Source organism: Stenotrophomonas sp. Steno-C15 (assembly GCF_056393265.1).
Map to the genome: position 1 here is coordinate 68,137 of NZ_JBWJPF010000009.1, position 22,670 is coordinate 90,806.

Consider the following 22,670-nt stretch of genomic DNA (forward strand, 5'->3'; position numbering starts at 1 on the left):
ACATCGCGACTGCGCACATCGCTCTGTTCAACTGTGTGAACTCCAGATTACTATCCACTTCCTCCTGAACTCACGGTTCAGGCGAAAGCGACTTCAGATCCGGCAACACAAGGAATGAAAGCGAGCATGAAGCTCCATTCGCTTGACTAAAGGAATCCGAAATATGCTACAGGAAGTGCAAAGTCGTCAGACGCGGACGAAGCCACCAGAGGGTAAAAGGACAACGTGACGGACCCTGCTTCGCCTCTGCGATTGTGGAAAGCAAACATTATGAAAGCGCTTTTCTGGCTTGGCATCGCGCTTCTTGTGATGCTCCCGGTGAACTTCCTTGTGGTGACTATTGGCAGACTTCTGTCAGGCGAAGTCTTCGGGGCAAGGGAAGTGGTGGGTCTTGGCACGGCGATATTCGGAGTGACGGCAGCCGTCATTCTGTACAGGCGGCGCTCACTCGGAAGCTCTCGACGACAAGGGAATCGTTGACAGTGGATTCGGACTGATACGGTCGAAGCCGGTATGGGCGGTAGTCACGGCAACATTGCGGGCAAGGAGCGGTGCGTGCATCCACATGGCTTCGAGAGCCATATCAATGCCCTGCGGCTAATCGCCGGTTGGATCGCCTTCTGCAACCAGCAGTGACCTCATCAGGCCCTCCACATGATGACCCCAGATGCGGCCCATGCTGCTGCATCAACTGCATGGAGAGAAAATGAGCAATTCGCTATTGAGCGCTCTCATCCATCTGCTGGGATTCGTGGGTCTTGGCGCAGTGGTTACTCTCCCGCTCCGTTCATGGCTGGAGCTGCGGAGGCTTGCAATGAAACGGAGCCAAGGCGACTGGGAATCGAGCGATCTTTTTATCGATGCTGGTTGTGACCAGCGCAGCCCTCTGGAGTGAGCTGCAGATCCTGCGACATCTCTTCAACTGCCTTACCGGGGAATACTGTGGTCCAAACGTCGGAAGCGGATGGAGCTATCTGGCGACACTGGGGGCAATCTACGCACTGTTCGAGATGTTGGTTCTGACAACGCATGCAGCGCTCAGAAGCAGGGGCTGACTTGTCGGTCTGCACTTTCGGTCTACCTAAATTTTTCGGAAAGACGAAAGCTGCCGATGCAAGCGGGATGGACCAGATGAGACCCCAATCGCGGTGACAATAGGCTGCATTCATGGAAGCTGCGACCACCAGCTATGGAAGAAACATCAATCAGGATCTGGAAGAAAAATGTGAATAATGCCAATTTTGTAAAGATCCTTATTTTGACGGCGAGGGCTACGAGTGTCGGCGCCTTGGTCTATTTCTACAGTAGGGCGTCGTCGCTCTACCGTCTTGTCAGAGAGTGCCTTGATCATGTGGAGGACGTCCCTGCGTTTGAAGCCTGCAAGCGTCATCCGGACTCAATTCAGTTTGAGCTCATTGGTATGACGGTGGCGTTCTTCGCGATTCTTGCGCTGACAAACTGCAAGATTTTATCTGCGGAAAAATAAGGGAAAACAGAGCCATGTCCGATCTCGGAGAGAGACGGCAGTTGGGGAAGTAGATGGTAAAGACCAAATCGTTTTTCCGGTCGCTGCTGTACGTGGCGGTGGCTGTCCTGATAGGTGCGACCTACCTCTCAATGGGTCGTTCGATAGGAGGCGGAGATTGGAATGGGAAGCCAACGGAAGCAGAGTTGCGCGGGGCTGCCAGGACGTTCGTGTTGCCTTCTGGATTCCCTCCGACTGATGTCCAGATGCTGCAGAAGGTCACCTTCCTGGCGGTGGTCTTCGACGCTGAGCTCGAATCTGATCCAGAGCAGGTCGCTGCATTCTTCTTGAAGCAGGCAGCAGAGAACAAGTGGCAAGTGAAAATGGACAGACAGCAGACCGACTACCGCCTGATGGTGTTCTGCGATGGCCGCTTGGCACGCTCGGTGGAGCTGACCGTCAAGGGGCGGATCGTCAAGCTGTATGGCGGGATCTACTGGGAGTCGAACAGGAACAGCGACATGTATTGCTCGACGGCTCTCCAGTAGGCAATGGCAGAATCACAGACCTGCCAGAACATATTCGGGGCTGTCCGTGACGTCTCACCCAGTACCGAACTACTTCTGCGCGCTTCTGCAATCAAAGCAGCACACAACAATTCTGGCGCATTGGCGGCTGCGGCTGTAGTGGGAGAGGAGATATGCAATTGAAATCCCCATTCAAATTTTCATGCCCCAGTTGTGGTGCTCCGAGGCAGGGCTTTCCGCTTCGCCGTTCGATCGAGAAGAAGGTAAGGACCGAATGCAGTAGCTGCGGAACCGAAATCGTTTCGGAGCTGGGCCACGTTAAATATGCAATCTGCTACGTAATCGCTTTGGTTTCTGTGGCGCCCATTGGGATTGTCCTTGTTGCGGGAATTTTGACCGCACAGTGGCTATGGGTAGCTGCAGCACTCATCCTTGCCAGCCTCATTTGGACGCCGACCATGCTTTTCCATTCGCGGAACGCCAAAGTGCTCATCGCCGACAGGCGACCGGAGCGATATGGGCGAACGCACACGCCAAGCACGTAGCTCCTGGTGGTGCCCCCCCACTGACAGCTTCTGCGTATTCCGGGCGGGGTCCAGTTCGTTGCGATGAATCTGCCGCCGCCGGGCATTGATTGCCAACATGGCAGGACTGCGGTCGGTGCTGCGACTGGAACTCCACACCATATGGTGTGGGATGACCGTCTGATGGGGTAATAAATCAGTGATGCCTCACCCACCCCCAAACAACTTCTGCGCACTCTGGAACAGGATCCAGCTCGTCGCGATGAACTTGTCGCCGCCCTGCGGCCGGTTGCCGCGGTGGGTGTGGGTGAAGGCGGTCGGAGCGATCAGCAGGCTGCCGGTACGCGGTGCGATCTTGCGGCCCTGGAACAGGAACTCGGTTTCGCCTTCGTCGAATCCATCGTTGAGGTACAGCGTCCATAGCACATGCCGGTGCAGCGTCTCGGCCTGCGCATCCTTCGGGTACAGCTCGCAGTGCCAGTACGGGTAACCGCCCTCGCCTGCGGCATACCACTGCAGGTTGATCGCGCCCGGGCGCAGGCAGGTGCGCGCCAGGTCGGCCAACTGCTGCTCCGGCATGTCGGGGAAGTCCTCGGCCGACAGGCGTCGCGGCTGACCGTCGCTGTCCTGGATCTGCAACATCAACGGTGCGATCAGCGCCTGTGGATAACGGCGTAGATAAGTCAGCAGGCCCTTGAACACGGCCTGCTGCAGCTGTACGTCGACGTCCTGCCAGCCCTCCAGGCCGCTGATGCGCAGGTCCTTGCTGTGCTTGAGTTCCGGGAACACGCCGCTGCCGACGGCACCTGGCATCAGGCCGCGGGTGGCACGCAGGCGCTCGACGATGGCAGCACAGACCTCCGTGGGCACCGCGTTGTGGATGACTTCGATGAAATCGACCGGGCCCTGCTCGTGCATGCGTGCATTCCTTCGGCGGCAATGGCTTGATGGTGCCGTTTGCCGCCGTCGGTGTCACCCCACGGTCATGTCATCGAACTGCCATGAGCGTGGCCGCGGTGCGCCGCTCAGGCCTGTGCAGCGTCGTGCTGGTGGTGGTAGCGCACCGCCTCGGCCACTTCCTCGCGCGAGCCGAGAAACACCGGCACGCGCTGGTGCAGCTGGTCGGGCTGGATGTCGAGGATGCGCTCGCGGCCGGTCCAGGCGGCACCACCGGCCTGCTCGACCAGCAGGCCCATCGGGTTGGCTTCGTACATCAGGCGCAGCTTGCCGGCCTTGGACGGATCCTTCCGGTCCCACGGATAGATGAAGATGCCACCGCGCGTCAGGATGCGATGCACATCGGCCACCATGCTGGCGATCCAGCGCATGTTGAAGTTCTTGCCACGCGCACCTTCCTTGCCGGCCAGCAGATCGCCGACATAGGCCTGCATCGGTGCTTCCCAGTGGCGCTGGTTGGACATGTTGATGGCGAATTCCTGGGTGGCCGCCGGAATCTGCATGTTCTCGGTGGTCAGCACGAACTCGCCCTTCTCGCGATCCAGGGTGAAGGCATGCGTTCCGTGGCCCACGGTAAGCACCAGCTGGGTGCTCGGCCCGTAGATGCAGTAGCCGGCCGCGATCTGCTTGCTGCCCGGCTGCAGGAACGCGTCATCGCCCGGCAGTTCGACGTTGGTCGGGCAGCGCAGCACCGAGAAGATGGTGCCGACGGAGACGTTGACGTCGATGTTGGAGCTGCCATCGAGGGGATCGAACAGCAGCAGGAAATCGCCACGCGGGTAGATGTCCGGCACCGGCTGGCTGTGGTCCATTTCCTCCGAGGCGCAGGCGGCGAGGTGGCCACCCCAGGCGTTGGCTTCGAGCAGGATCTCGTTGCTGATGACATCCAGCTTCTTCTGCGCCTCGCCCTGCACGTTGCCGGTACCGGCGTCGCCGAGCACGCCGCCGAGGGCGCCCTTGCTGACGGCGATGGAGATGCTGGTGCAGGCGCGGGCGACGACCGCGATCAGCTGACGCAGGTCGGCATTGATGCGGCCGGCGTGCTGTTCCTGGATCAGGAAGCGGGTCAACGAGGTACGGGACATGGGCGGACAGGTCTCGGCAGCGGGAAAACGCCTATTGTCGCCCGTCTGGCCGCTGCGTGCGTGAGCGCGGGAAGGCGTAATCGTTTCCAGATGCGCTCGTAGCGCCTTCCTTTTGTCGAGGCTCGTGGGAAGGGGAGGCGATGCAGGACACGCTGCAAAAACAAAGGCGCCTTCCGGCGCCTTTGTCTTCAAGCCACTGGAGCGTGGGTTCAGCCCTTGGCGACGGTGGCCACGGCCTTGGCGACATACTCCAGGTTGTTCTGGTTCAGCGCGGCCACGCAGATGCGGCCAGTGCCGACGGCGTAGATGCCGAACTCGTCGCGCAGGCGCTCGACCTGCTCGCGGCTCAGGCCGGAGTAGGAGAACATGCCCGCCTGCTCGTTGATGAAGCCGAACTGCGGGGCACCGGCGGCCGCCAGCTTCTCGACCAGGCCCTGGCGCAGCGCGTGGATGCGTTCGCGCATCTCGGTCAGCTCCTGCTCCCACATCGCACGCAGTTCCGGGTTGGTCAGCACACCGGCCACCAGCGCTGCACCGTGGGTGGAGGGGCTGGAGTAGATGGTGCGGATCACGCGCTTGACCTGCGACTGCACGGCCTTGGCGTCAGCGGCGGTCGGCGCCACCATCGACAGTGCACCCACGCGCTCGCCGTACAGCGAGAACGACTTGGAGTACGAGTTGGCGACGATGAAGCTGTCGATGCCGGCTTCGGCGATGATGCGCACGGCGGCGCCATCCTGCTCGATGCCCTTGTCGAAGCCCTGGTAGGCCATGTCGATGAAGGGGAACAGCTGGCGGTCCTTCAGCAGCTGTGCGACCTGCGTCCACTGCGTGACCGTGAGGTCGGCACCGGTCGGGTTGTGGCAGCAGGCGTGCAGCAGCACCACGCTGCCCGGCTGCAGCTTCTGCAGGTCGGCCAGCATGCCGTCGAAGTCGACACCGTGGGTCGCGGGATCGAAATAGGTGTAATCCACCACCTCGAAGCCGGCGGCACTGAACACCGCGCGGTGGTTTTCCCAGCTCGGGTTGCTCAGCGCGACGGTGGCGTGCGGCAGCAGCTTCTTGAGCACGTCGGCGCCGACGCGCAGCGCACCGCTGCCACCGACGGTCTGTGCGGTGGTGACGCGGCCTGCGGCCAGCAGCGGCGAATCCTTGCCGAACACCAGCTCACGCGTCGCCTGCGTGTACGCCGGAAGGCCGTCGATCGGCAGGTAGCCGCGCGGTTTGGCTTCGGCGGCGAGCTGCTGCTCGATCTGCTTGACAGCGCGCAGCAGCGGAATGCGGCCACTCTCGTCGTAGTAGATGCCCACACCCAGGTTGACCTTGGTCGGGCGGCTGTCGGCGTTGTATGCCTCGGTCAGGCCCAGGATCGGGTCGCCTGGGACCAGTTCCACGTTTGCAAAGAAGGACACGGCGGTACTCGTTCGGTAGACGGAAAGGGGGAGGAATTGCGCCACGCGGCTTGCGGCATTTCGGCCGAAAACGGCCCATCGTAACAAAGCCTGCCGGGGCTGGCCGCCACCATCGTCATCCGCAGCCCCGTACCATGGCGTGCGTTGCCGACCGATCCATCAACCTGAATCATGAATCCTGCCCCACGCCGCAATCGCCTGCCCCTGTCCGCCCTGCTGCTGTCGCCGCTGGTCGCGATGGCGGAGCCGTCCACGACCGCCCTGCCCCCGGTGCAGGTGCAGGCAGCCCGTGTGCAGGGGATCGATCCGTTCGCCCTGCCCGCCAGCCAGGACACGGTCTGGATCGATGCTGACCGCCCCGGCACCGGGGCGCAGCTGTCCGAAGCATTGGGCGGGGTGCCGGGCCTGCTGGCCCGCGACCGGCAGAACTTCGCGCAGGACACCCAGCTGTCGATCCGGGGCTTTGGCGCCCGCTCGACGTTCGGCGTACGCGGGGTACGCGTGCTGATCGACGGTGTGCCGGCAACCATGCCCGATGGGCAGGGCCAGCTGTCGCACGCCAGCCTGCTGGGTGCCGAACGCGTGGAGGTGCTGCGTGGACCGTTCTCGGCGCTGTACGGCAATTCCTCCGGTGGCGTGCTGCAGGTGTGGAGCGCGCAGGGCCGGGCGGGCGACCCGTGGCGGCTGCGGCTCAGCGCGGGCGCGGACACGACCCTGAGCGTGGGTGCGCAGCTGCGTGGCGCGGGTCAGGTGCTGGACTACAACATCGCGGCCAACCACTTCCGTACCGATGGCTGGCGCGACCACAGCCGTGCCCGGCGCGAATCGCTCAACGCCCGCGTCGGCGGCGAACTGGCAGGCGGGCGGCTGGAGCTGCTGCTCAACGCGCTGGATGCGCCCGATGCGCAGGATCCGCTGGGTCTGACCCGCGCGCAGGTCGCGGCCGACCCGCGCCAGGCCACCGCCGTCGCTCATCAGTACAACACCCGCAAATCAGTGCGCCAGCAGCAGGCCGGCCTGCGCTGGAGCCGCGAGGCCGGCGCGCAGCGGTGGCAGCTGATGGGCTATGCCGGCCAGCGCTCGGTCACCCAGTATCTGGCGATCCCGCCGACGGCCCAGGCCAACCCGTTGCATGCCGGCGGTGTGATCGACCTGGACAGTGGTTATGGCGGCCTGGACGCGCGCTGGAGCTGGCAGGGCGAGATGGCCGGCCGACCGCTGGACCTGGTCGCCGGGCTCAGTGCGGACCGCCAGCGCCAGCAGCGCACCGGCTACGAGAACTTCGTCGGCGGCACGCTGGGCGTGCGCGGGCGCCTGCGCCGCGACCAGATCGACATCGTGCAGAACGTGGACCAGTTCGCCCAGGCCTGGTGGCAGTGGAGTCCGCGCTGGTCGCTGCTGGCCGGCGTGCGGCACAGTGCCGTGCGCTTCGAATCGGACGACCGCTACATCACCGACCGTAACCCGGACGACAGCGGCCACCGCCGCTACCGGGCCACCACACCCGTGGCCGGGATCAGCTTTGAAGCCCACCCGCAGTGGCGCCTGCATGCCGCCGTGGGCCGTGGCTTCGAGACACCGACCTTCAATGAACTGGGCTATCGCGCCGACGGCCAGGCCGGGCTGGCGCTGGATCTGGCGGCGGCGCGCAGCCGCACGCTGGAGATCGGCAGCAAATGGCATGCACAGGATGGAATGCAGCTGGATGCAAGCCTGTTCCGCGCAGATACCGACGACGAGCTGGCCGTTGCCAGCAATATCGGTGGCCGCAGCACCTACCGCAACATCGGCCGTACACGGCGCCAGGGCATCGAACTGCAGTACCGGCAGCCGCTGGCCGAGCAGCTGGAACTGCAGTTGGCCTGGACCTGGCTGCAGGCACAGGTGCGGTCGCCCTATCTGACCTGTGCCGGCAGCGGCTGCCGTGTGCCCGATACCCGCGTGGATGCCGGCAGCCGCCTGCCGGGTGTTCCGCGCCAGCAGGCCTTTGCCCGCCTGGAGTGGACGCCCGCGGACTGGCAGTGGGCGGTGGAGGCCACCGCGAGCAGCGATACCGTGGTGAACGACCTCGCCGACGAACGCGCGCCGGGTTACGCCCTGCTGCATCTGGAAGGGGGCCGCCAGTGGCGGCTGCCCGGAGGTGAGCTGCGGGCCTTCGCCCGGCTGGAGAACGTGCTTGACCAGGCCTACATCGGCTCGGTCATCGTCAACGATGGCAATGGCCGCTACTACGAGCCCGGCCCGGGCCGCCGCGCCAGTGTCGGCCTGCAGTGGTCATGGCGCTGACCTGACCGGCGGCGCCTGCGGGACGTCAGTCGGGCGCCTTGGCCGGCACGAACGGTGACGTCGGGTCGCTGGCCGGGAACGTTTCCTCCAGCGCCTCGTCCTGGTTGTCGCTGGCGTGCTGCTTGCGTTCGCGTCGCTTGAGCGGGCTCTCCTGCCCTCCCCGATGGCGGTCGCCGCCGTCCTTGCGGTCCAGCGCGGCCTGTTCAGCCTCGCGCTTCACCGGCAGATGCTCGCCGGACTGTGCGGCGTCGAAGAAGGGCGCGCCCGTGCCACGGAAGTCGGCATCATCGTTGTCGTGCTTGCCGCGCTGCTCGCCGGGAATTGGCGCACGGTTCTCGCGGAGCGGGTCTCGGGAGGTCTCTCGGCTCATGATCAGGTACCTGCGCATGGGGAGGACCACTACACCTCCACCGAGGTAAAGGCACCGCGAACCCTGCGTCATGAACATCTCTGTCACGGCTGGATAACGCTGCCGCCGGTATTCCTGCCCACCCGACCCGCTGCAGGAGCCGGTCATGCCCCGCCTGGAACGCCCCGCCCCGTCCGTGTTCAACGCCTTGCTCGATCCGCTCGGCCAGCGCACCGCGCAGCGCCGGACGCGTCGCCACGAAGATCCGCAGGCCGTGGCCCAGGATTACCTCCAGTACATGCTCAGCGATTACGAGGAACGCCGTGGTCACGGTCATCGCAACTGGCGTGACCTGTGCCCGGTGTATGCCTTCGCACTGACCACACATGCGGCGGACTGGCCGCGTGGGGATGCGGCCGATACCTGCGAGGAGCTGGCCGAGCATTGGGAACAGATGCGAGGGCAGTCGCGACTGGGCTGGTCCCAGGCGCGGCCGGTGGTGGAAGACGCATGGCGCGCGCTGGATCATATTCCGGCAGCGGCGGTAAGACCCCTGCTGCAGTGACCTGGCCGGGATGCTGCGCGCCGACCCGGCGTGCACGGCATCGACACGGGTGGTTTACACCCGGCACCGGAAGCTGACGGTCCTGCTCAAGCACAGGTGCGCGCATGGCCCGCCCGATCTGGACCGGAACACTCTCCTTCGGCCTGCTCAACGTGCCGGTGTCGCTGATGTCCGGCGAACGCAAGGTCGATCTGCAGTTCCGCATGCTCGATTCGCGCGACCGCAAACCGATCCGCTTCGAACGGGTCAACGCCGATACCGGTGAGGAAGTTCCGTGGAAGGACATCGTCAAGGCCTACGAGTACGACAAGGGTAGTTATGTCGTGCTGGAGGAAGGCGACATCCGTTCGGCGGCGCCCGAAAGCCATGAGACCGTGGAGGTGGAGACCTTCGTGGACGCGGCGCAGATCGATCCGCGCTACTACGAAAAGCCCTATCTGCTGGTGCCGGGCAAGAAGGCCGAGAAGGGCTATGTACTGCTGCGCGAGACGCTGCGCAGCACCGGCAAGGTCGGCATTGCACGGGTGGTCGTGCGTACCCGCGAGTATCTTTGCGCGGTGATGCCGCACGAGCACGCCCTGGTGCTGATGATCCTCCGCTATCCGCAGGAGCTTGTCGATCCGGAGGACCTCAAGCTGCCCACCGGCACCCTGTCCGAGTACCGCATCACCGGCAAGGAAACGGCGATGGCCGAGCAGCTGATCGAGTCGATGGCTGGCGACTGGGATCCGTCGCAGTATCACGACGAGTTCCGCGAGCGCCTGCAGCAGGTGCTCAACAAACGGATCAAGGCCAAGGGGGGCACCACCCGGGTGGACGAAGAGCCTGCACCGCGCGAGGACGCCACCACCAACGTGGTCGATTTCATGGCCCTGTTGCAGAAGAGCCTGGATGCGAACAAGCGAACCCCCGCGAGCAAGACGACCGCGCGCAAGGCGCCGGCGAAGAAGGCGGCCGGCAAGACAGGCAGGAAGACCGCGAAGAAGGCAGCGAAGAAGGCCGCGCCACGGCGCAAGGCAGGGTGATCCATGTCGCTGCATCAGTACCGGCGCAAGCGTCGGCTCGGCGGCGGCAACGGGCAGACGCCGGAACCGGACGACCAGCCGGCGCCGGGTGATCCGAAGCGGCGGCCGATCTTCGTCATCCAGCTGCACCACGCCAGTTCGCGCCATTTCGATTTCCGCCTCGAAATGGACGGCGTGCTCAAGAGCTGGGCGGTGCCCAAAGGGCCATCGCTGCGCGTTGGCGAGAAGCGGCTGGCGGTGGAAGTGGAAGATCATCCCCTGTCCTATGCCGGCTTCCAGGGCGATATTCCCGAGGGCCACTACGGTGCTGGTCACGTGGAGGTCTTCGACCACGGCACCTGGGCATGCGCGGGTGATCCACTGCAGGCGCTGGCAGCGGGCAAGATCGATTTCGTCCTGCATGGCCAGCGGCTGGCCGGGGGATGGAAACTGGTGCGGACCGCGATGAAGGGACGCCAGGTGCAGTGGCTGCTGATCAAGCGCGAAGACAGCGAGGCCCGCGACGCAGAGGCCGACGACCTGCTGCACGCGCCATTGCGTGAACACCCCGGGAGCGCGAAGAAGATGACGGACAGGAAGACACGCAAGGCGGAGTCGCGCTGGCACGCGCGCGCGCTGAAACTGCAGGGCGCCCGCGACCGCCCGTATCCGCGTGCATTCAAACCACAACTGACCGACCACCGCGATGCCGCGCCCGATGGCGATCGCTGGCTGCACGAGATCAAGTGGGATGGCTATCGCCTGCTGGCCGATCTGCACGGCGGTGAAGTGAAGCTCCGCTCGCGCAACGGGCTGGACTGGACCGGGGACTTCCCTGAAGTCGTGCAGGCCGTGCAGGCGCTGCCGGTTGATGACGCGCGCCTGGACGGTGAACTGGTAGTGCTCGACGAGAAGGGGCGCAGCGATTTCGCCGCCCTGCAGCGGGTCATCGATGGCAGCTCGAAGGCGCCGCTACGCTACCTTCTCTTCGACCTGCCCGGCGTGGCGGGAGTGGACATCAGCGCGGCACCGCTGCTTGAGCGCAAGACGCTGCTCAAGGCGTTGATCGGCGACACGCCCGGAACGCTGGCGTTCAGCGATCACGTGCTCGGCCATGGGCCGCAGGTCTTCGCCGCCAGTGGTAAGGCCGGGTATGAGGGCATCGTCAGCAAGCAGGTGGACGCGCCCTACGTCAACGTGCGTGCGCGCAGCTGGGTGAAGGTCAAGCATGAGGACACCGATGAGTTCCTGATCGTCGGCCATACCGCGCCGAAGGGCTCGCGCGTGGGGTTCGGATCGCTGCTGCTGGCAACTCCCGACAAGGACGGCCTGCGCTACGTGGGTCGCGTCGGCACCGGCTTCGACGATGACAGCCTGCGCGCGCTGGCGCGGACGCTGAAGCCGTTGGCGGTGGAGGACGCTGCGGTGGCGCTGCCCGCGCACGTCCCGTTCCGCGCCGCCAGCGTGCACTGGGTGAAGCCAGTGAGGGTGGCGGAAGTGGCCTTCCGTGGCTGGGGCAAGGAGGGGCTGCTGCGACAGGCCAGCTTCAAGCGGCTGCGCAGCGACAAGAGCGGCGAGGATCTGGCGATGCCTGCAAAGACCACAAGCAGCGACGACGCGGTTGCCATCAGTCACCCTGAGCGTGTGGTCTTCGCGAAGAAGAAGATCCGCAAGGGCGACGTGGCCGACTACTACCGGCAGATGGCTCGCTGGATCCTGCCCGGGATCGTGGGCAGGCCCCTTTCGCTGCTGCGCTGCCCTGATGGCGCGGGCAAGGCCTGCTTCTTCCAGAAGCATCACGGCCCGGGCCTGGGCGACGCCGTGCATGCGGTCCCCCTGCAGCAGAAGAGCGGTCGCGAGGACTACGTCTACATCGACGATGTACGCGGCCTGCTGCAGCTGGTGCAGATGAACACGCTCGAGCTGCATCCCTGGGGCGCCACGGTCGCCGATCCCGAACATCCAGACCGGCTGGTATTCGATCTGGACCCCGGTGAGGGCGTCGGCTGGAACGAGGTCAAGGCCGGCGCGCGCGACGTGCGCGACCGGTTGCAGGAGATCGGCCTGCGCAGTTTCGTGCGGCTGTCCGGCGGCAAGGGCGTGCATGTGGTGGTCCCCCTGCAGCCCGCCGCCGACTGGGAACAGGCCAAGGCATTCTGCGAGGCCTTCGCGCAGGCGATGGCACAGCAGGCGCCCGAACGCTATGTGGCAACGATGAGCAAGGCCAAGCGCGGCGGTGTGATCTTCATCGATTGGTTGCGCAATACGCGTGGCGCGACCAGCGTCTGCTCCTGGTCGCTGCGCGCCCGCGAAAGTGCGGGCGTGGCGGTGCCGCTGCGCTGGGAAGAGCTTGCGCGGATCAAGGCGGCCGACGCCTTCCCGCTCGACAAGGCGCTGGCACGGGCCAAGCGCCTGAAGGCCGATCCGTGGCAGGGCATCGATGCGGTGAAGCAGACCCTGCCGTCGCTCGATCTGTAGGGCCGGGGTATTGGCCACGGCCCTGCAGCGGCGGGCTCAGAAGTCCGCGCGGATGCCGAAGGTGATGCGACGGCCGGAGAACTCGTACTGGGTCGGGAAGGCCTTGTCGATGGTGTAGCCGGTGGTCTTCTCGTCGAGCAGATTGATCGCCTCCAGGTTCAGCTTCCAGGTGTCGGTGAGGCGGAACCCGATAGAGGCATCGAGCTGGCCATAGGCATCGCGGTAAACCGGATACATGTTCAGATGGATGTACTCGACGTACTTGTCCTTGTAGTTGTACGAGGCGCGCGCGCTGAAGCGATCGTTCTCGTAGTACAGGGTGACGTTGTACGCCTTCTCGGCCAGGCCTTCCGGCGGCGTCGGGATATCCAGGTCGGATGCACCGGTCAGCGAATTGTCGAGCTGGGTGTAGTTGGCATTGATGCCCCAGCCTTCCAGCGCCGGGTGCAGCATCGACAGCGGCAGCTGCGCGACCAGCTCCACGCCGGTGACCTTGTACGAGCCATCGGCGTTGACCGGCTGGTAGACCTCGAAGTCGTAGTAGCCGTCCAGCGAACCGTTGGCGTTGAGTTTCTCCACGTTCGGCACGATGCCGGTCAACGACTGCCGCACTACGCCGTCGATCTTCTTGGAGAAGTACGACGCGGCCAGCAGGCCACCGTTCTGCAGGTACTTTTCCAGGCCCACTTCCCACTGCCTGGCGGTGGTCGGCTTCAGTGCCGGGTTGCCGTCCGTGAAGCGGAAGCTGCTCCAGCTGACGGTGCGGCGGTAGGCAATGTCGGTCAGCGACGGACGCATCAGCGTTTCCGAGGCAGCACCGCGCAGCACCAGGCCGTCGGCGATCTCGGCGGTCATGTTGAAGCTGGGCAGGATCCTGCTGTAGTCGCCGCTGCTGGAGATCGGTGTGGCGGTGAAGCCGTTGCTGCCATCCGGGTTCTGCACCGGATGGAAGCCTGACGAATCGACGTCGGTGTCGATCGAACGCACGCCGAGGTTGGCGTACACCGGTACCTGTCCGATATCGAAGTAGAGATCGGCCATGGCATACAGGGCCAGGGTCTTCTCCTTCACCTCGTAGTACTGGCCCGGATCGATCGGGGTTTCATAGCCCGGGTAGCGGAACGTAGCGCGCGCATAGGCGTTGGAAACCTGCTGCCAGTCCAGGTCGCTCGGGCGATACGCACCACCCGGTGCCAGCTGGCTGATCCACACCGGGTTGCTGTCGGCCAGCGTGCGCGTATTGACCCACGCGGCGCTGCCGGCGGCCGGGCCCTGGATCTTGCCGCTGCCGAACGCGCGTTCCTTGGTCTTGTCGGTGTAGCGCGCGCCGAACTGCACGCCGCTCAGTGCCGGGAAGAAGGCCAGGTTCATCTGCCGCCTCAGGTCGAGCTGCGCGGCGTACTTGTCATCCTTCACCTTCTCCAGCTCGGTTTCGTACGCTTCGAACAGGTACTTGTCCGCGGCGTTGTACATGTCGAAACCGCCGGTTGTGCTCGGCACGGTCTCGCCGCCGTTGCGGGTCCAGCGCGTGCGCGACGGCGCGTAGGCCACGTGCTTGAGGTTGGCGTAGTCCGAGTCCTTGCGCGCGCCGGAGTAGCCGACCAGCGCGTCGATGTCCCAGTTGCCCACCTTCCAGTCCAGCGTGCTGCTGAACTGACGGTAGTCGGTATCGGCGTTGCGTTCCTTGCTCAGGATTTCGTGCTGGGTGGCGGTGTAGGACACGTCCTTCAGCACGGTGATGCCGTAGGCCGACAGCGTGTCACGGTCGTAGTCGTGGATGGTGTCCAGCGTGCTGCGGCTGGAGGCCGAGTACGCTGCGGCATCGTACTCGTCCTCGTGTGTGTCGTAGCCGCCGAGCATGGCGTCGAAGCTGAGCGAGAACGTGTCGCTGGGCTTGAACTGCAGCGAGGCGGTGGCGCCCCACTGGTCCTGCTCGTTGAGGTAGACGCGGTCGCCGACCTTGTCCTGGAAGACAATCCGGCTGGTTTCATCCTTGTCCATCCGGTTGCTGACGACGATGCCGGCATCGCGCGCCAGCACCGCCGCGGCCTGCGATCCGCGTGTGCCCGACGCTTCCAGGAAGCGGCCCATGGGACGGAAGTTGATGCCTGAGTTGGAGTCGGTGCGGTTGCTGCGCTTGGCCTTGGAGAACGACACCAGGCCGCCCCAGTTGCCCCAGGTGTCACTGGCGAGGAAGGAGATCTTCGGATCGATCTTGCCGTTGATCGAGTTGTGCGAAGCTTCGGCCGACGCACTGAACTTCGGCTCGGGGAAGTCGAATGGCTTGGCCGTTTCGATGTAGACCGAGCCGGCGATGCCGCCTTCCTCATCGGCGGCGGTCGGCGACTTCTGCACGGTCACCGTCTGCACCACGTCCGAGGCGAAGATGTCGAACTGCACGTCGCGTCCGCCACTGCCGGAGGCCGTCGCCAGGTTGTTGATCGAGACCAGGGTGAACTCGCTGGGCAGGCCGCGCACGCTGACCCTGCTGCCCAGGCCCTTGTTGCGTTCGATGGTGACGCCCGGCATGCGCTGCAGCGCTTCGGCGAGATTCTGCTCGGGAAAATCGGCCACGTCGGTGGCGACGATCGAGTCGGAGAAGCCGATGTTGGCGCGCTTCAGGTCGACGGCGCGCTCCAGGCTCCGTGCATAGCTGCCGGTCACGGTGACCGTGTCCAGCTGCTGCAGCTGTTGGCGGGTATCGCCTTCGATCGCCTCCTCGGCCATCGCTTCGACGGGCAGCACGGCCAGGCCGCCGATCAGCACCGCATGCACGGCGCGGGACAACAGCTTCGCTTGGGAGGCCGCGGCGGCGGCCTCCCGGGTCTGGTAACGCATCGGATGATTCCCCGGTTCCCTGTGGTGTCTTACGCCGCGCCTGTTCCCGGGTTCCGTGGGTACAGGCCCCTGCGCCGCGTTGCCGACGTTCGGCGGGCACCGAGCCTAGGGGGAGATTGTTAAGCCCGTGTTGCGATGCGTGAGGGCCGGCGTCCGAACCCCCATCCCAGCAGCAGCTGCACCGGCAGTGATACCAGCAGGCCGATGACGAACCAGCGTGGGAAATCCGCGCCGAGCGTCCACAGGCCGTAGCCTGCGCCCAGCACCAGCAGCGACCAGATCGAGGTGCCGTGCGCACGCGGCCAGCAGGGCGCGTAGTAGGTGGCGAAGGCGATCGCGGCGATGCCGCCGAGCACGGTGAACGCCAGGTCCCAGACCAGCTGCGCTTCGCTGCCGGGATGCAGGCCGAGCAGTGCAGGCAGCCAGCCACCGGCACTGGTGACCAGGGCAAGCGCGAGCAGCGCGCCAACCAGGGCAACGATGGAAAGAAACACAGTCTTGAGCATGCCGGGCATGGCCGCATTGTACGGCCGGACCGGCAGGGTGATGGCTTACAGCAGCTGCCTCAGCATCGCCTTCAGGCGTCGCCCTTCCTGCTGGAAGTAGTCGCGCTGCTCACGCCAGGCCGGGAACCGTTGCTCGACCTCCTGCCAGAACGCCGGCGAGTGGTTGGGCTGGATGAGGTGGCAGAGCTCATGCACCAGCACATACTCGAATGCCTGCGGACGCCCCAGGACCAGCGCAAGATCCAGGGCCATGCTGCCATCGGGAGCCAGCGAACCCCACTGCGAGGACATCACCTTCAAGCGCAGGCGGCTGGGTGCCCGTGGCAGGCCGGGTAGATAGCGCGGCAGCCAGCGCCCCACGTCGGCGCGGGTCTGCGCCTCGAAGAACTCGCGCAGCAGACGGCGCAGGGTCGCGTCACCGGCGCGGGCCGGCCACTGCAGGCAGGCGCCGTGCTCGTCGATGTCCAGGCGTGCGTAGCGGCCTTCCTGCCAGCGCAGCGGCAGCAGCTCCCCGCGCAGGGGCAGCACTCCGTCCACGCCGGGCTGCAGCGGTGCGGGCAGGCCCTGGCCCTGGTACTGGCGCAGCTGCAGTGCCAACCAGTCGCGATGCTGCTCCAGGAAACGTTCGCCCATCACCAGGCTGGCGCGCGGCGGCAGGGTCAGGCGCGCGCCGCGTTCGTCGACGCTGAGCTTGATGCGGCGCGCGCGCGGATCGCGTACGCGCAGCACGTCGATCTCGGCATCCTCCAGGCGCAGGCGAACGGTATCGCGCTGCACGGTGGCGGGCGGCGTGGGCGAGATCAGGCGGCGCAGCAGGCGGCTCATGCAGCCAGCATAGCGCTGCTTCGGGCCGCTGGATGACCGGCGGCCCACGCGGTGCCTGTTCAGTCAGCCTTGCTGAGCTTGAACGCCTCTTCCAGCAGCAGGAACAGGCGGCGGATCTCGGCGCTCTGCAGGGCGAACCGTGCGTCGAACTCGGCGCGACGGCCGTCCTCGTCGGCATGCTCGAGCTGGTCCAGGGCGCCGTCGAGGAACTTCAGCTTGCGCACGATCAGGTCGTCGCCGATGACGAAGGACAGGTTGTCTTCGAAGATCAGCGCCAGCTTGGTCACCTGCTTGCCGGCGTCCAGGTGCTTGTCGATCTCGTCGCAGCGCAGTTCCTGGTGCTGGCACTTGACCACCGCACCGCCCTCCACCGGATCCTTCATCTCGCACTCCTCGCCCAGGCTGAGCCCGGTCGGCAGCGGTTCGCCGGCGATCCAGCCGGTCAGGATCGAACGCGGCGCGACTTCGGCGTTCAGCGGCATTGCCGGGAAGCTGCCGAGCAGGCCACGGATGTCGGACATGAAGTACTCGCCGGTCTTGCGGCTGGACGTATCCACCGCGACGTAGCCGTGCTGCAGGTCGATGAAGGCGTCGTTGCGCGAGGACTTCACGAAGGCGCGCGGCAGCAGTTCATGCAGCAGGTCGTCCTTCATGCGCTTGCGTTCGCGGCCGCCGGGGCGCCGGCCTTCCTTCTCCTCGATCTCCTCCAGCTTGCGCTCGAGCAGGTCGTTGACCACGGCTGCCGGCAGGATCTTGTCCTCGCCGCCGACCGTCAGCCACAGGTGCTCGGCGATGCGGTGCGAGAGCAGTTCCTTCTCCTCGCGGCCGAACGGTGAAATGAAGCCGCGCGAATTCATCTCCAGCGCGCCGACCGGCTTGAGCACGGCGTGCGGCAGCAGCGTATCGATTTCAGAAAAATCAGTGGCGGTCGGGAAACGGAAGAACGTCAGGTTGCGAAAGAACATGGATTTCCGGATGGCAAAGAGAAAGGGCGACCGACCTTATGCGGTGGGCGTCTCGGGATCTGCGTCGGCGTCGACCGGGGTACCGGCCAGCCAGGCATGGGCATCGGGCAGCGGTGCGTCATCGCGACGGCCCAGCGCCATGAAGTCGAACAGGGACGTGTCGGCCAGCTGCGAGGGCCGGACCTGGCCCATGGCGCGCGCGATCTGCTCGATGCGGCCGGGGTGGTCCCTGTCCCATTGCTTGAGCATCAGGCCGACCTGGCGGCGCTGCAGGTTTTCCTGGCTGCCGCACAGGTTGCAGGGGATGATCGGGAACCGGCGTGCCTGCGCGTACGCGACAATGTCGCTTTCGCGCACGTAGGCCAGCGGCCGGATCACCACGTGCCGGCCGTCATCGCTGCGCAGCTTCGGCGGCATGCCCGACAGCTTGGCGTGGTGGAACAGGTTCATGAAGAACGTGGCCACCATGTCATCGCGGTGGTGGCCGAGCGCGATCTTGGTGAAGCCATGGGTCTCGGCATGGTGGTACAGCGCGCCGCGGCGCAGGCGCGAGCACAGCGAACACATCGTCTTGCCTTCCGGAATCACCCGGCTGACCACTGAATAGGTGTCCTGCTCGATGATGTGGTACGGCACCCCGAGCCCGGCCAGATACTCCGGCAGCACATGCTCGGGGAAGCCCGGCTGCTTCTGGTCCAGGTTCACCGCCACCAGTTCGAACGGCACCGGTGCCTTTTTCTGCAGCTGCACCAGCATGTCCAGCAGGGTATAGCTGTCCTTGCCGCCGGACAGGCAGACCATGATCCTGTCGCCGGCCTCGATCATGCCGAAGTCGGCGATCGCCTCGCCCACCTGACGGCGCAGGCGCTTGGCCAGCTTGTGCTGCTCGCGCTCGGCCGCGCGCGGATCGCGGGGCGCGCGCGGCAGGGGATCGGGAAGGGAGATCACGGCACTCATGCCTGCCATTCTACCGGCTTGGAGCGGCCCCGGCCGGGGAACGGTCCGGCCCTCTCCCGGTGGTCATCATCGCTGTGTATGCTCGGAGGCTGTGGACACCTACAGCCCCGCCGAGATCGCCGAACGCCTCGCCGCCCTGCGCGCCGAGCACCGCTTGCTGGATGAACAGATCACCCGCATGGCGGCCAATGGCGAGGACGAGCTCGAGTCCAAACGCCTGAAGCGGCGCAAGCTGCAGCTGAAGGACTGCATCACCCGGCTGGAAAGCCTGCAGATTCCCGACGAGCCGGCGTGAGCCGGGTTCGGGTGGGTGCCAACCTTGGTTGGCACAGCTGAAAGGTGTGTGGACCAAGGTCCACACCCACCGTTCAATCCTGCGGCGCGGGCTCGTCCGGGCGTGCGGCTTCCGGGCTGACCCGCTCGATGGTGTGGCGCAGTTCGCGACCGAGGATGAACTTGGCGTCCTTGGCCCAGGCATCCAGGCGCTGGTCGAACAGCAGCTTGCTGTTCTCGTCGGGCCATACCAGGCGCAGTTCGCGCAGCTTCTGGATGAAGCTGCGGAACAGGGCTTTGTCGAAGAACTCCGGTGCCGCCGGCGCGTAGAGCAGGCTCAGGCGCTGTGCGGCCTGCTGGCACAGGCTTTCCAGTTCGGCGGCGCCGAGCGTGCCCGGCCCGTTCTTCACCAGCACCGAAATGGCGATGTAGTAGCGCTCGAAGGCCTGCTGCAGGGAGTGGCCGATCGCACGCAGGCGGAACACTTCGTCGGTCTGCCCGGTGTTGCGGGCAAGAATGCCGCCATCGTCCTCGTTGACGTTCTGCAGCAGTCCCTCGCGCACGAACACGTCGATGGTCTGGTCGATGCGCTGGGCGAATTCGTCCTCGGTCCACGGCAGGAACAGCTCGGCCTGCAGGAACGGGTAGACGGTGCGGCCCAGCTGGACCAGGCCGGTGCGGCTCATGCGGCGGTTGTTCTGGAAACAGCACGCCACCCACGAGGAGGCGGTGAACAGGTGCAGCACGTTGTTGCGGAAGTAGCTCAGCAGCACCGCGGTGTCGCCGCTCACACTGAGCACGTCGCCCAGCGGGTGCTTGATGCGGGTAAGGACGTTGATCTCCTCGGCGTGGGCGATGATCCGCTCCGGCGAATGCGGAGTCACCGTCACCCGGTCCGAATACGGCATCTCGACCAGCAGGGTCTTGCACAGTTCGATCTGCGCGATCAGGTCCGCCTCGCCCATTGCATGCTTGGGCGTGGACAGCAGGGCCAATGCCAGCAGATTGATCGGGTTGACGTCCGCCGCGCCATTGATGCGTTCCTGGATGCGCTCGGCCAGTGTATCGACAGTGGTCGACAGCCATGCCGGCTTCTCGTCTTCCGGCACCGCCTCACCCTTCCACTCCGGCGCCTTCTCGGCCAGCACGTCGTTCAGCGCGATCGGCTCGCCGAAGTTGACCACCACCTGCCCGTAGTTCTGCTTGAGCACCTTGGGGATGCCCCACAGCAGCTGCCAGATCGATTCCTTTTCCTTCGGTCGGCCGGAGAGTTCGTCCAGGTAGCTGCCGCCTTCCATCAGCTTCTCGTAGCCGATGTAGACAGGCTGGAACAGCACCGGCTTGCGCGGCTGGCGCAGGAAGGCACGCAGGGTCATCGAGATCATGCCGCCCTTGGGCTGCAGCAGGCGGCCGGTACGCGAACGGCCGCCCTCGACGAAGTACTCGATGGAATAGCCACCGGCCACCAGCTGCGCGACGTACTCGCTGAGCACCGCCGAGTACAGCGCGTTGCCGCGGATCGAGCGGCGGATGAAGAACGCGCCGCCCTTGCGCAGCAGCGTGCCGACCACCGGCAGGTTGAGGTTGATGCCGGCCACGATGTGCGGCGGCACGATGCCGCGGTCGTACAGCAGGTAGGACAGCAGCAGATAGTCCATGTGGCTGCGGTGGCTGGGCACGTACACCACTTCATGGCCCGGCGCGGCCGCCTTGAACTTGTCCAGATGGTGAACCAGCACACCGGCATAGATCCGGTTCCAGACATGGCTGAGCATGAAGCTGGCCGAGCGCACCACCGGGCTGGAATAGTCCGCAGCGATTTCCCAGGCGTAGGCATGCGCCTTCTTCCAGGCATCGGCCGGCTTGGAATTGTCGCGCTTGGCCTGCGCGGCGATCGCTTCGCGTACCGGCTCGGCGGCCAGTACCTGGTCCACCAGCAGGCGGCGGGTGGAAAGGTCCGGGCCGATCACCGATTCGCGGATACGGCGGAAATGGGTGCGCAGCACGCGTTGCAGCTTGCGCACCGTACGTTCGGGCTCCAGGCCCTCGTTGACGGTGGAGCGCAGCGAAATCGGCGGAGCGAAGCGGACGATGGTGCTGCGGCCGTTGAGCAGGACCGCCAGCAGGCGGCGGAAACGGCCGACCAGGGCCCAGTTCTCCGAGAACAGTACGGCAAACCACCCGCTCTGCTTGTCCGGCGCGCGGCCGACGAAGATCGACACGGGCACCAGGTGCACGTCCAGATCCTCATGCACGCGATGCGCCTGCAGGACTTTGGCCAGCGAATCGGAATGAGTCTTGGCGCCACGCTGTTCCGGAATCAGCGAGTTGCTGGAACTGCGCCGCGACAGTGCCAGGTAGGCGCGTTTGCGACCGGTCGGGTCGCCGGCCAGCGGCACCAGCGGTGACGGCAGGCCCGCCTGGCGGCACGCCTTGTCCAGGATCAGCGCGTTGGACAGCCCGTAGTCTTCCAGCACGTACATCACCGGGCGGCCATCGTTGTACTGGCCCGGATCCTCAGGTTCGATCTTCAGCGACAGCCACGGCTCGACCAGGCGGCCGAGCAGCCGTGCCCACAGCGGGCGGCGGCCAGGAGGACGGGCGTGCACGGGCGGCGGCACCGGATTCGGGCCGGTACTGGTCGAGGGGGACGCCAGCGCCGTTTCGGCGGGCGTCGACTGGGATTCTTCGCCGGGGAACGGCAGCGGGTTCTGTTTCGACATCGGCGCCATTATGGCTTAGGCGGCGGCATTGCCGCTTCTTCGCCTGCATCGGCGGGTTCGGCCGGGGCGGGCGCGGCTGCCGCACGGGCCGCGTCGGCCTGGCGCAGTATCGCGTCGGTATCGGCCAGAGTGCGGGTCAGGTACCAGTGACCTTCGCGCCGGCTCAGCGGCAGCTGCAGGGTCAGCTCGCGCCCGGCCAGGTCGTACTGCAGGCGGACCAGCGCGTTGTCGCCCTCCAGTGACAGCACTTCGCCGCGGATGCTGCGCAGGGCTTCGTCCACCCCCAGCCCGTAGCTGGCCAGCACGGCCTTGAGCGTGTGGATGAACGGCGCCAGCTGCTGCAGGCTGCCCTCCATCCCCGCGGCCTGCAGGCCGGCATCATCCTCGAAGCCGACCTGGGTGGCGGCGCCGACGAGCGCGGCGATGCTGCTGCGCGCCCGTGCGCGATCGCTGATCGGTGCGCCCTGCGCCCAGCCGGACAGGGCCTCCACCAGGGCGATGTAGTGGGCCTGCTGGCTGGGCGTGTATCCCTTCTGATGGCGCAGGTACTGCACCCCGAAGTTGCCCATCGACTGCGCGGCCTGGCGCACCGCGCCGGACTGCCCGGCCAACTGGCGGTCGAAACTGCGCTGCAGTTCGGCGCTGGCGCCGGGCCTGCGCAGGGCGGCCAGCATCGGCAGCAGCTGGTCACCCAGCGGCAGTTCGGTCAGCGGCCATTGGCTGTGTCCGTCCGCCCAGGCCTGCTGCAGCCGCTGGTACTGGCTGGGGGGCACCGACAGCTTCGCGTAGCCGAGCAGATCGTCCTCGGCCAGACGCTGCGCCATCGCCTGCACGGCGGCCACCGGTTCGGCTGCCGGTCGGGCCGGATCACTGCCTGGCTCGCGGCACGCGGCCACGGCCAGCAGCACCATGGCCGCCAGCCCCCACCCTC

The 22,670-nt window shown here is 65.7% G+C and carries 19 protein-coding genes; 8 read left to right on the forward strand and 11 right to left on the reverse strand.

Translation table 11 applies throughout. The features are described from left to right. Positions 1–676 precede the first annotated feature (676 nt). From AC06FB_RS09305 to AC06FB_RS09315, 3 genes are all read left to right on the forward strand, one after another. Positions 677–895, forward strand: coding sequence for a hypothetical protein (locus AC06FB_RS09305; RefSeq protein ID WP_128987638.1), 219 nt, complete (start codon positions 677–679; stop codon positions 893–895). Positions 896–1,225: 330 nt separating this feature from the next. Next, on the forward strand, positions 1,226–1,486 hold the full coding sequence (locus tag AC06FB_RS09310; RefSeq protein WP_478053613.1) for a hypothetical protein: 261 nt from the start codon (positions 1,226–1,228) through the stop codon (positions 1,484–1,486). A gap of 245 nt (positions 1,487–1,731) precedes the next feature. Beyond that, positions 1,732–2,013, forward strand: a complete 282-nt coding sequence (locus AC06FB_RS09315) for a hypothetical protein (protein WP_262100984.1) — start codon at positions 1,732–1,734, stop codon at positions 2,011–2,013. A gap of 710 nt (positions 2,014–2,723) precedes the next feature. Here the strand turns inward: AC06FB_RS09315 and AC06FB_RS09320 are convergent. From AC06FB_RS09320 to AC06FB_RS09330, 3 genes are all read right to left on the reverse strand, one after another. Then, positions 2,724–3,434: a 2OG-Fe(II) oxygenase gene (locus tag AC06FB_RS09320; RefSeq protein ID WP_074902476.1), complete on the reverse strand. Its 711-nt coding sequence runs from the start codon at positions 3,432–3,434 to the stop codon at positions 2,724–2,726. 107 nt (positions 3,435–3,541) lie between these two features. Further along, positions 3,542–4,558, reverse strand: a complete 1,017-nt coding sequence (locus AC06FB_RS09325; protein ID WP_053516088.1) for a class 1 fructose-bisphosphatase — start codon at positions 4,556–4,558, stop codon at positions 3,542–3,544. Between the two features lie 209 nt (positions 4,559–4,767). Beyond that, positions 4,768–5,970 (reverse strand): amino acid aminotransferase, encoded by a 1,203-nt coding sequence (locus tag AC06FB_RS09330; RefSeq protein WP_053516086.1) that lies wholly within the window; start codon positions 5,968–5,970, stop codon positions 4,768–4,770. Between the two features lie 171 nt (positions 5,971–6,141). On the opposite strand from AC06FB_RS09330, the gene AC06FB_RS09335 reads away from it, so the two are divergent. Further along, positions 6,142–8,256, forward strand: a complete 2,115-nt coding sequence (locus tag AC06FB_RS09335) for a TonB-dependent receptor family protein (RefSeq protein WP_478053614.1) — start codon at positions 6,142–6,144, stop codon at positions 8,254–8,256. A 25-nt stretch (positions 8,257–8,281) separates the two neighbouring features. Here the strand turns inward: AC06FB_RS09335 and AC06FB_RS09340 are convergent, their stop codons facing one another. Further along, positions 8,282–8,626, reverse strand: coding sequence for a hypothetical protein (locus AC06FB_RS09340; protein ID WP_065182172.1), 345 nt, complete (start codon positions 8,624–8,626; stop codon positions 8,282–8,284). A gap of 145 nt (positions 8,627–8,771) precedes the next feature. Between AC06FB_RS09340 and AC06FB_RS09345 the strand changes: the two genes are divergently transcribed. From AC06FB_RS09345 to ligD, 3 genes are all read left to right on the forward strand, one after another. Next, positions 8,772–9,170: a hypothetical protein gene (locus AC06FB_RS09345; RefSeq protein ID WP_053516083.1), complete on the forward strand. Its 399-nt coding sequence runs from the start codon at positions 8,772–8,774 to the stop codon at positions 9,168–9,170. A 104-nt stretch (positions 9,171–9,274) separates the two neighbouring features. Continuing rightward, the gene (gene ku, locus AC06FB_RS09350) at positions 9,275–10,195 is read left to right on the forward strand and encodes a non-homologous end joining protein Ku (RefSeq protein ID WP_053516081.1); all 921 of its coding nucleotides are present in this window, start codon (positions 9,275–9,277) and stop codon (positions 10,193–10,195) included. Positions 10,196–10,198: 3 nt separating this feature from the next. After that, positions 10,199–12,652 carry a DNA ligase D gene (ligD, locus tag AC06FB_RS09355; RefSeq protein WP_322523025.1) on the forward strand — a complete coding sequence of 818 codons (2,454 nt, stop codon included), beginning with the start codon at positions 10,199–10,201 and terminating at the stop codon, positions 12,650–12,652. Positions 12,653–12,688: 36 nt separating this feature from the next. On the opposite strand, the gene AC06FB_RS09360 is transcribed toward ligD, so the two are convergent. The 5 genes from AC06FB_RS09360 to ttcA form a co-directional block, all read right to left on the reverse strand. Continuing rightward, positions 12,689–15,490, reverse strand: coding sequence for a TonB-dependent receptor (locus AC06FB_RS09360; RefSeq protein WP_478053615.1), 2,802 nt, complete (start codon positions 15,488–15,490; stop codon positions 12,689–12,691). Positions 15,491–15,609: 119 nt separating this feature from the next. Then, entirely contained in the window at positions 15,610–16,005 is a 396-nt protein-coding gene (locus AC06FB_RS09365; RefSeq protein ID WP_478053616.1) for a hypothetical protein, read from the reverse strand. A 36-nt stretch (positions 16,006–16,041) separates the two neighbouring features. Next, on the reverse strand, positions 16,042–16,821 hold the full coding sequence (locus AC06FB_RS09370; RefSeq protein ID WP_065174487.1) for a M48 family metallopeptidase: 780 nt from the start codon (positions 16,819–16,821) through the stop codon (positions 16,042–16,044). A gap of 59 nt (positions 16,822–16,880) precedes the next feature. After that, positions 16,881–17,786 carry a recombination-associated protein RdgC gene (locus AC06FB_RS09375; RefSeq protein WP_053516071.1) on the reverse strand — a complete coding sequence of 302 codons (906 nt, stop codon included), beginning with the start codon at positions 17,784–17,786 and terminating at the stop codon, positions 16,881–16,883. 36 nt (positions 17,787–17,822) lie between these two features. Continuing rightward, on the reverse strand, positions 17,823–18,743 hold the full coding sequence (gene ttcA / locus AC06FB_RS09380; protein WP_262218840.1) for a tRNA 2-thiocytidine(32) synthetase TtcA: 921 nt from the start codon (positions 18,741–18,743) through the stop codon (positions 17,823–17,825). A gap of 91 nt (positions 18,744–18,834) precedes the next feature. On the opposite strand from ttcA, the gene AC06FB_RS09385 reads away from it, so the two are divergent. Beyond that, entirely contained in the window at positions 18,835–19,038 is a 204-nt protein-coding gene (locus AC06FB_RS09385; RefSeq protein WP_053516066.1) for a YdcH family protein, read from the forward strand. Positions 19,039–19,111: 73 nt separating this feature from the next. Here the strand turns inward: AC06FB_RS09385 and plsB are convergent, their stop codons facing one another. Further along, positions 19,112–21,748 (reverse strand): glycerol-3-phosphate 1-O-acyltransferase PlsB, encoded by a 2,637-nt coding sequence (plsB, locus tag AC06FB_RS09390; protein ID WP_065174083.1) that lies wholly within the window; start codon positions 21,746–21,748, stop codon positions 19,112–19,114. Continuing rightward, positions 21,748–22,650 carry a hypothetical protein gene (locus tag AC06FB_RS09395; RefSeq protein ID WP_277381242.1) on the reverse strand — a complete coding sequence of 301 codons (903 nt, stop codon included), beginning with the start codon at positions 22,648–22,650 and terminating at the stop codon, positions 21,748–21,750. Before AC06FB_RS09395 ends, plsB begins: the two co-directional genes overlap by 1 nt. Positions 22,651–22,670: the final 20 nt, after the last annotated feature.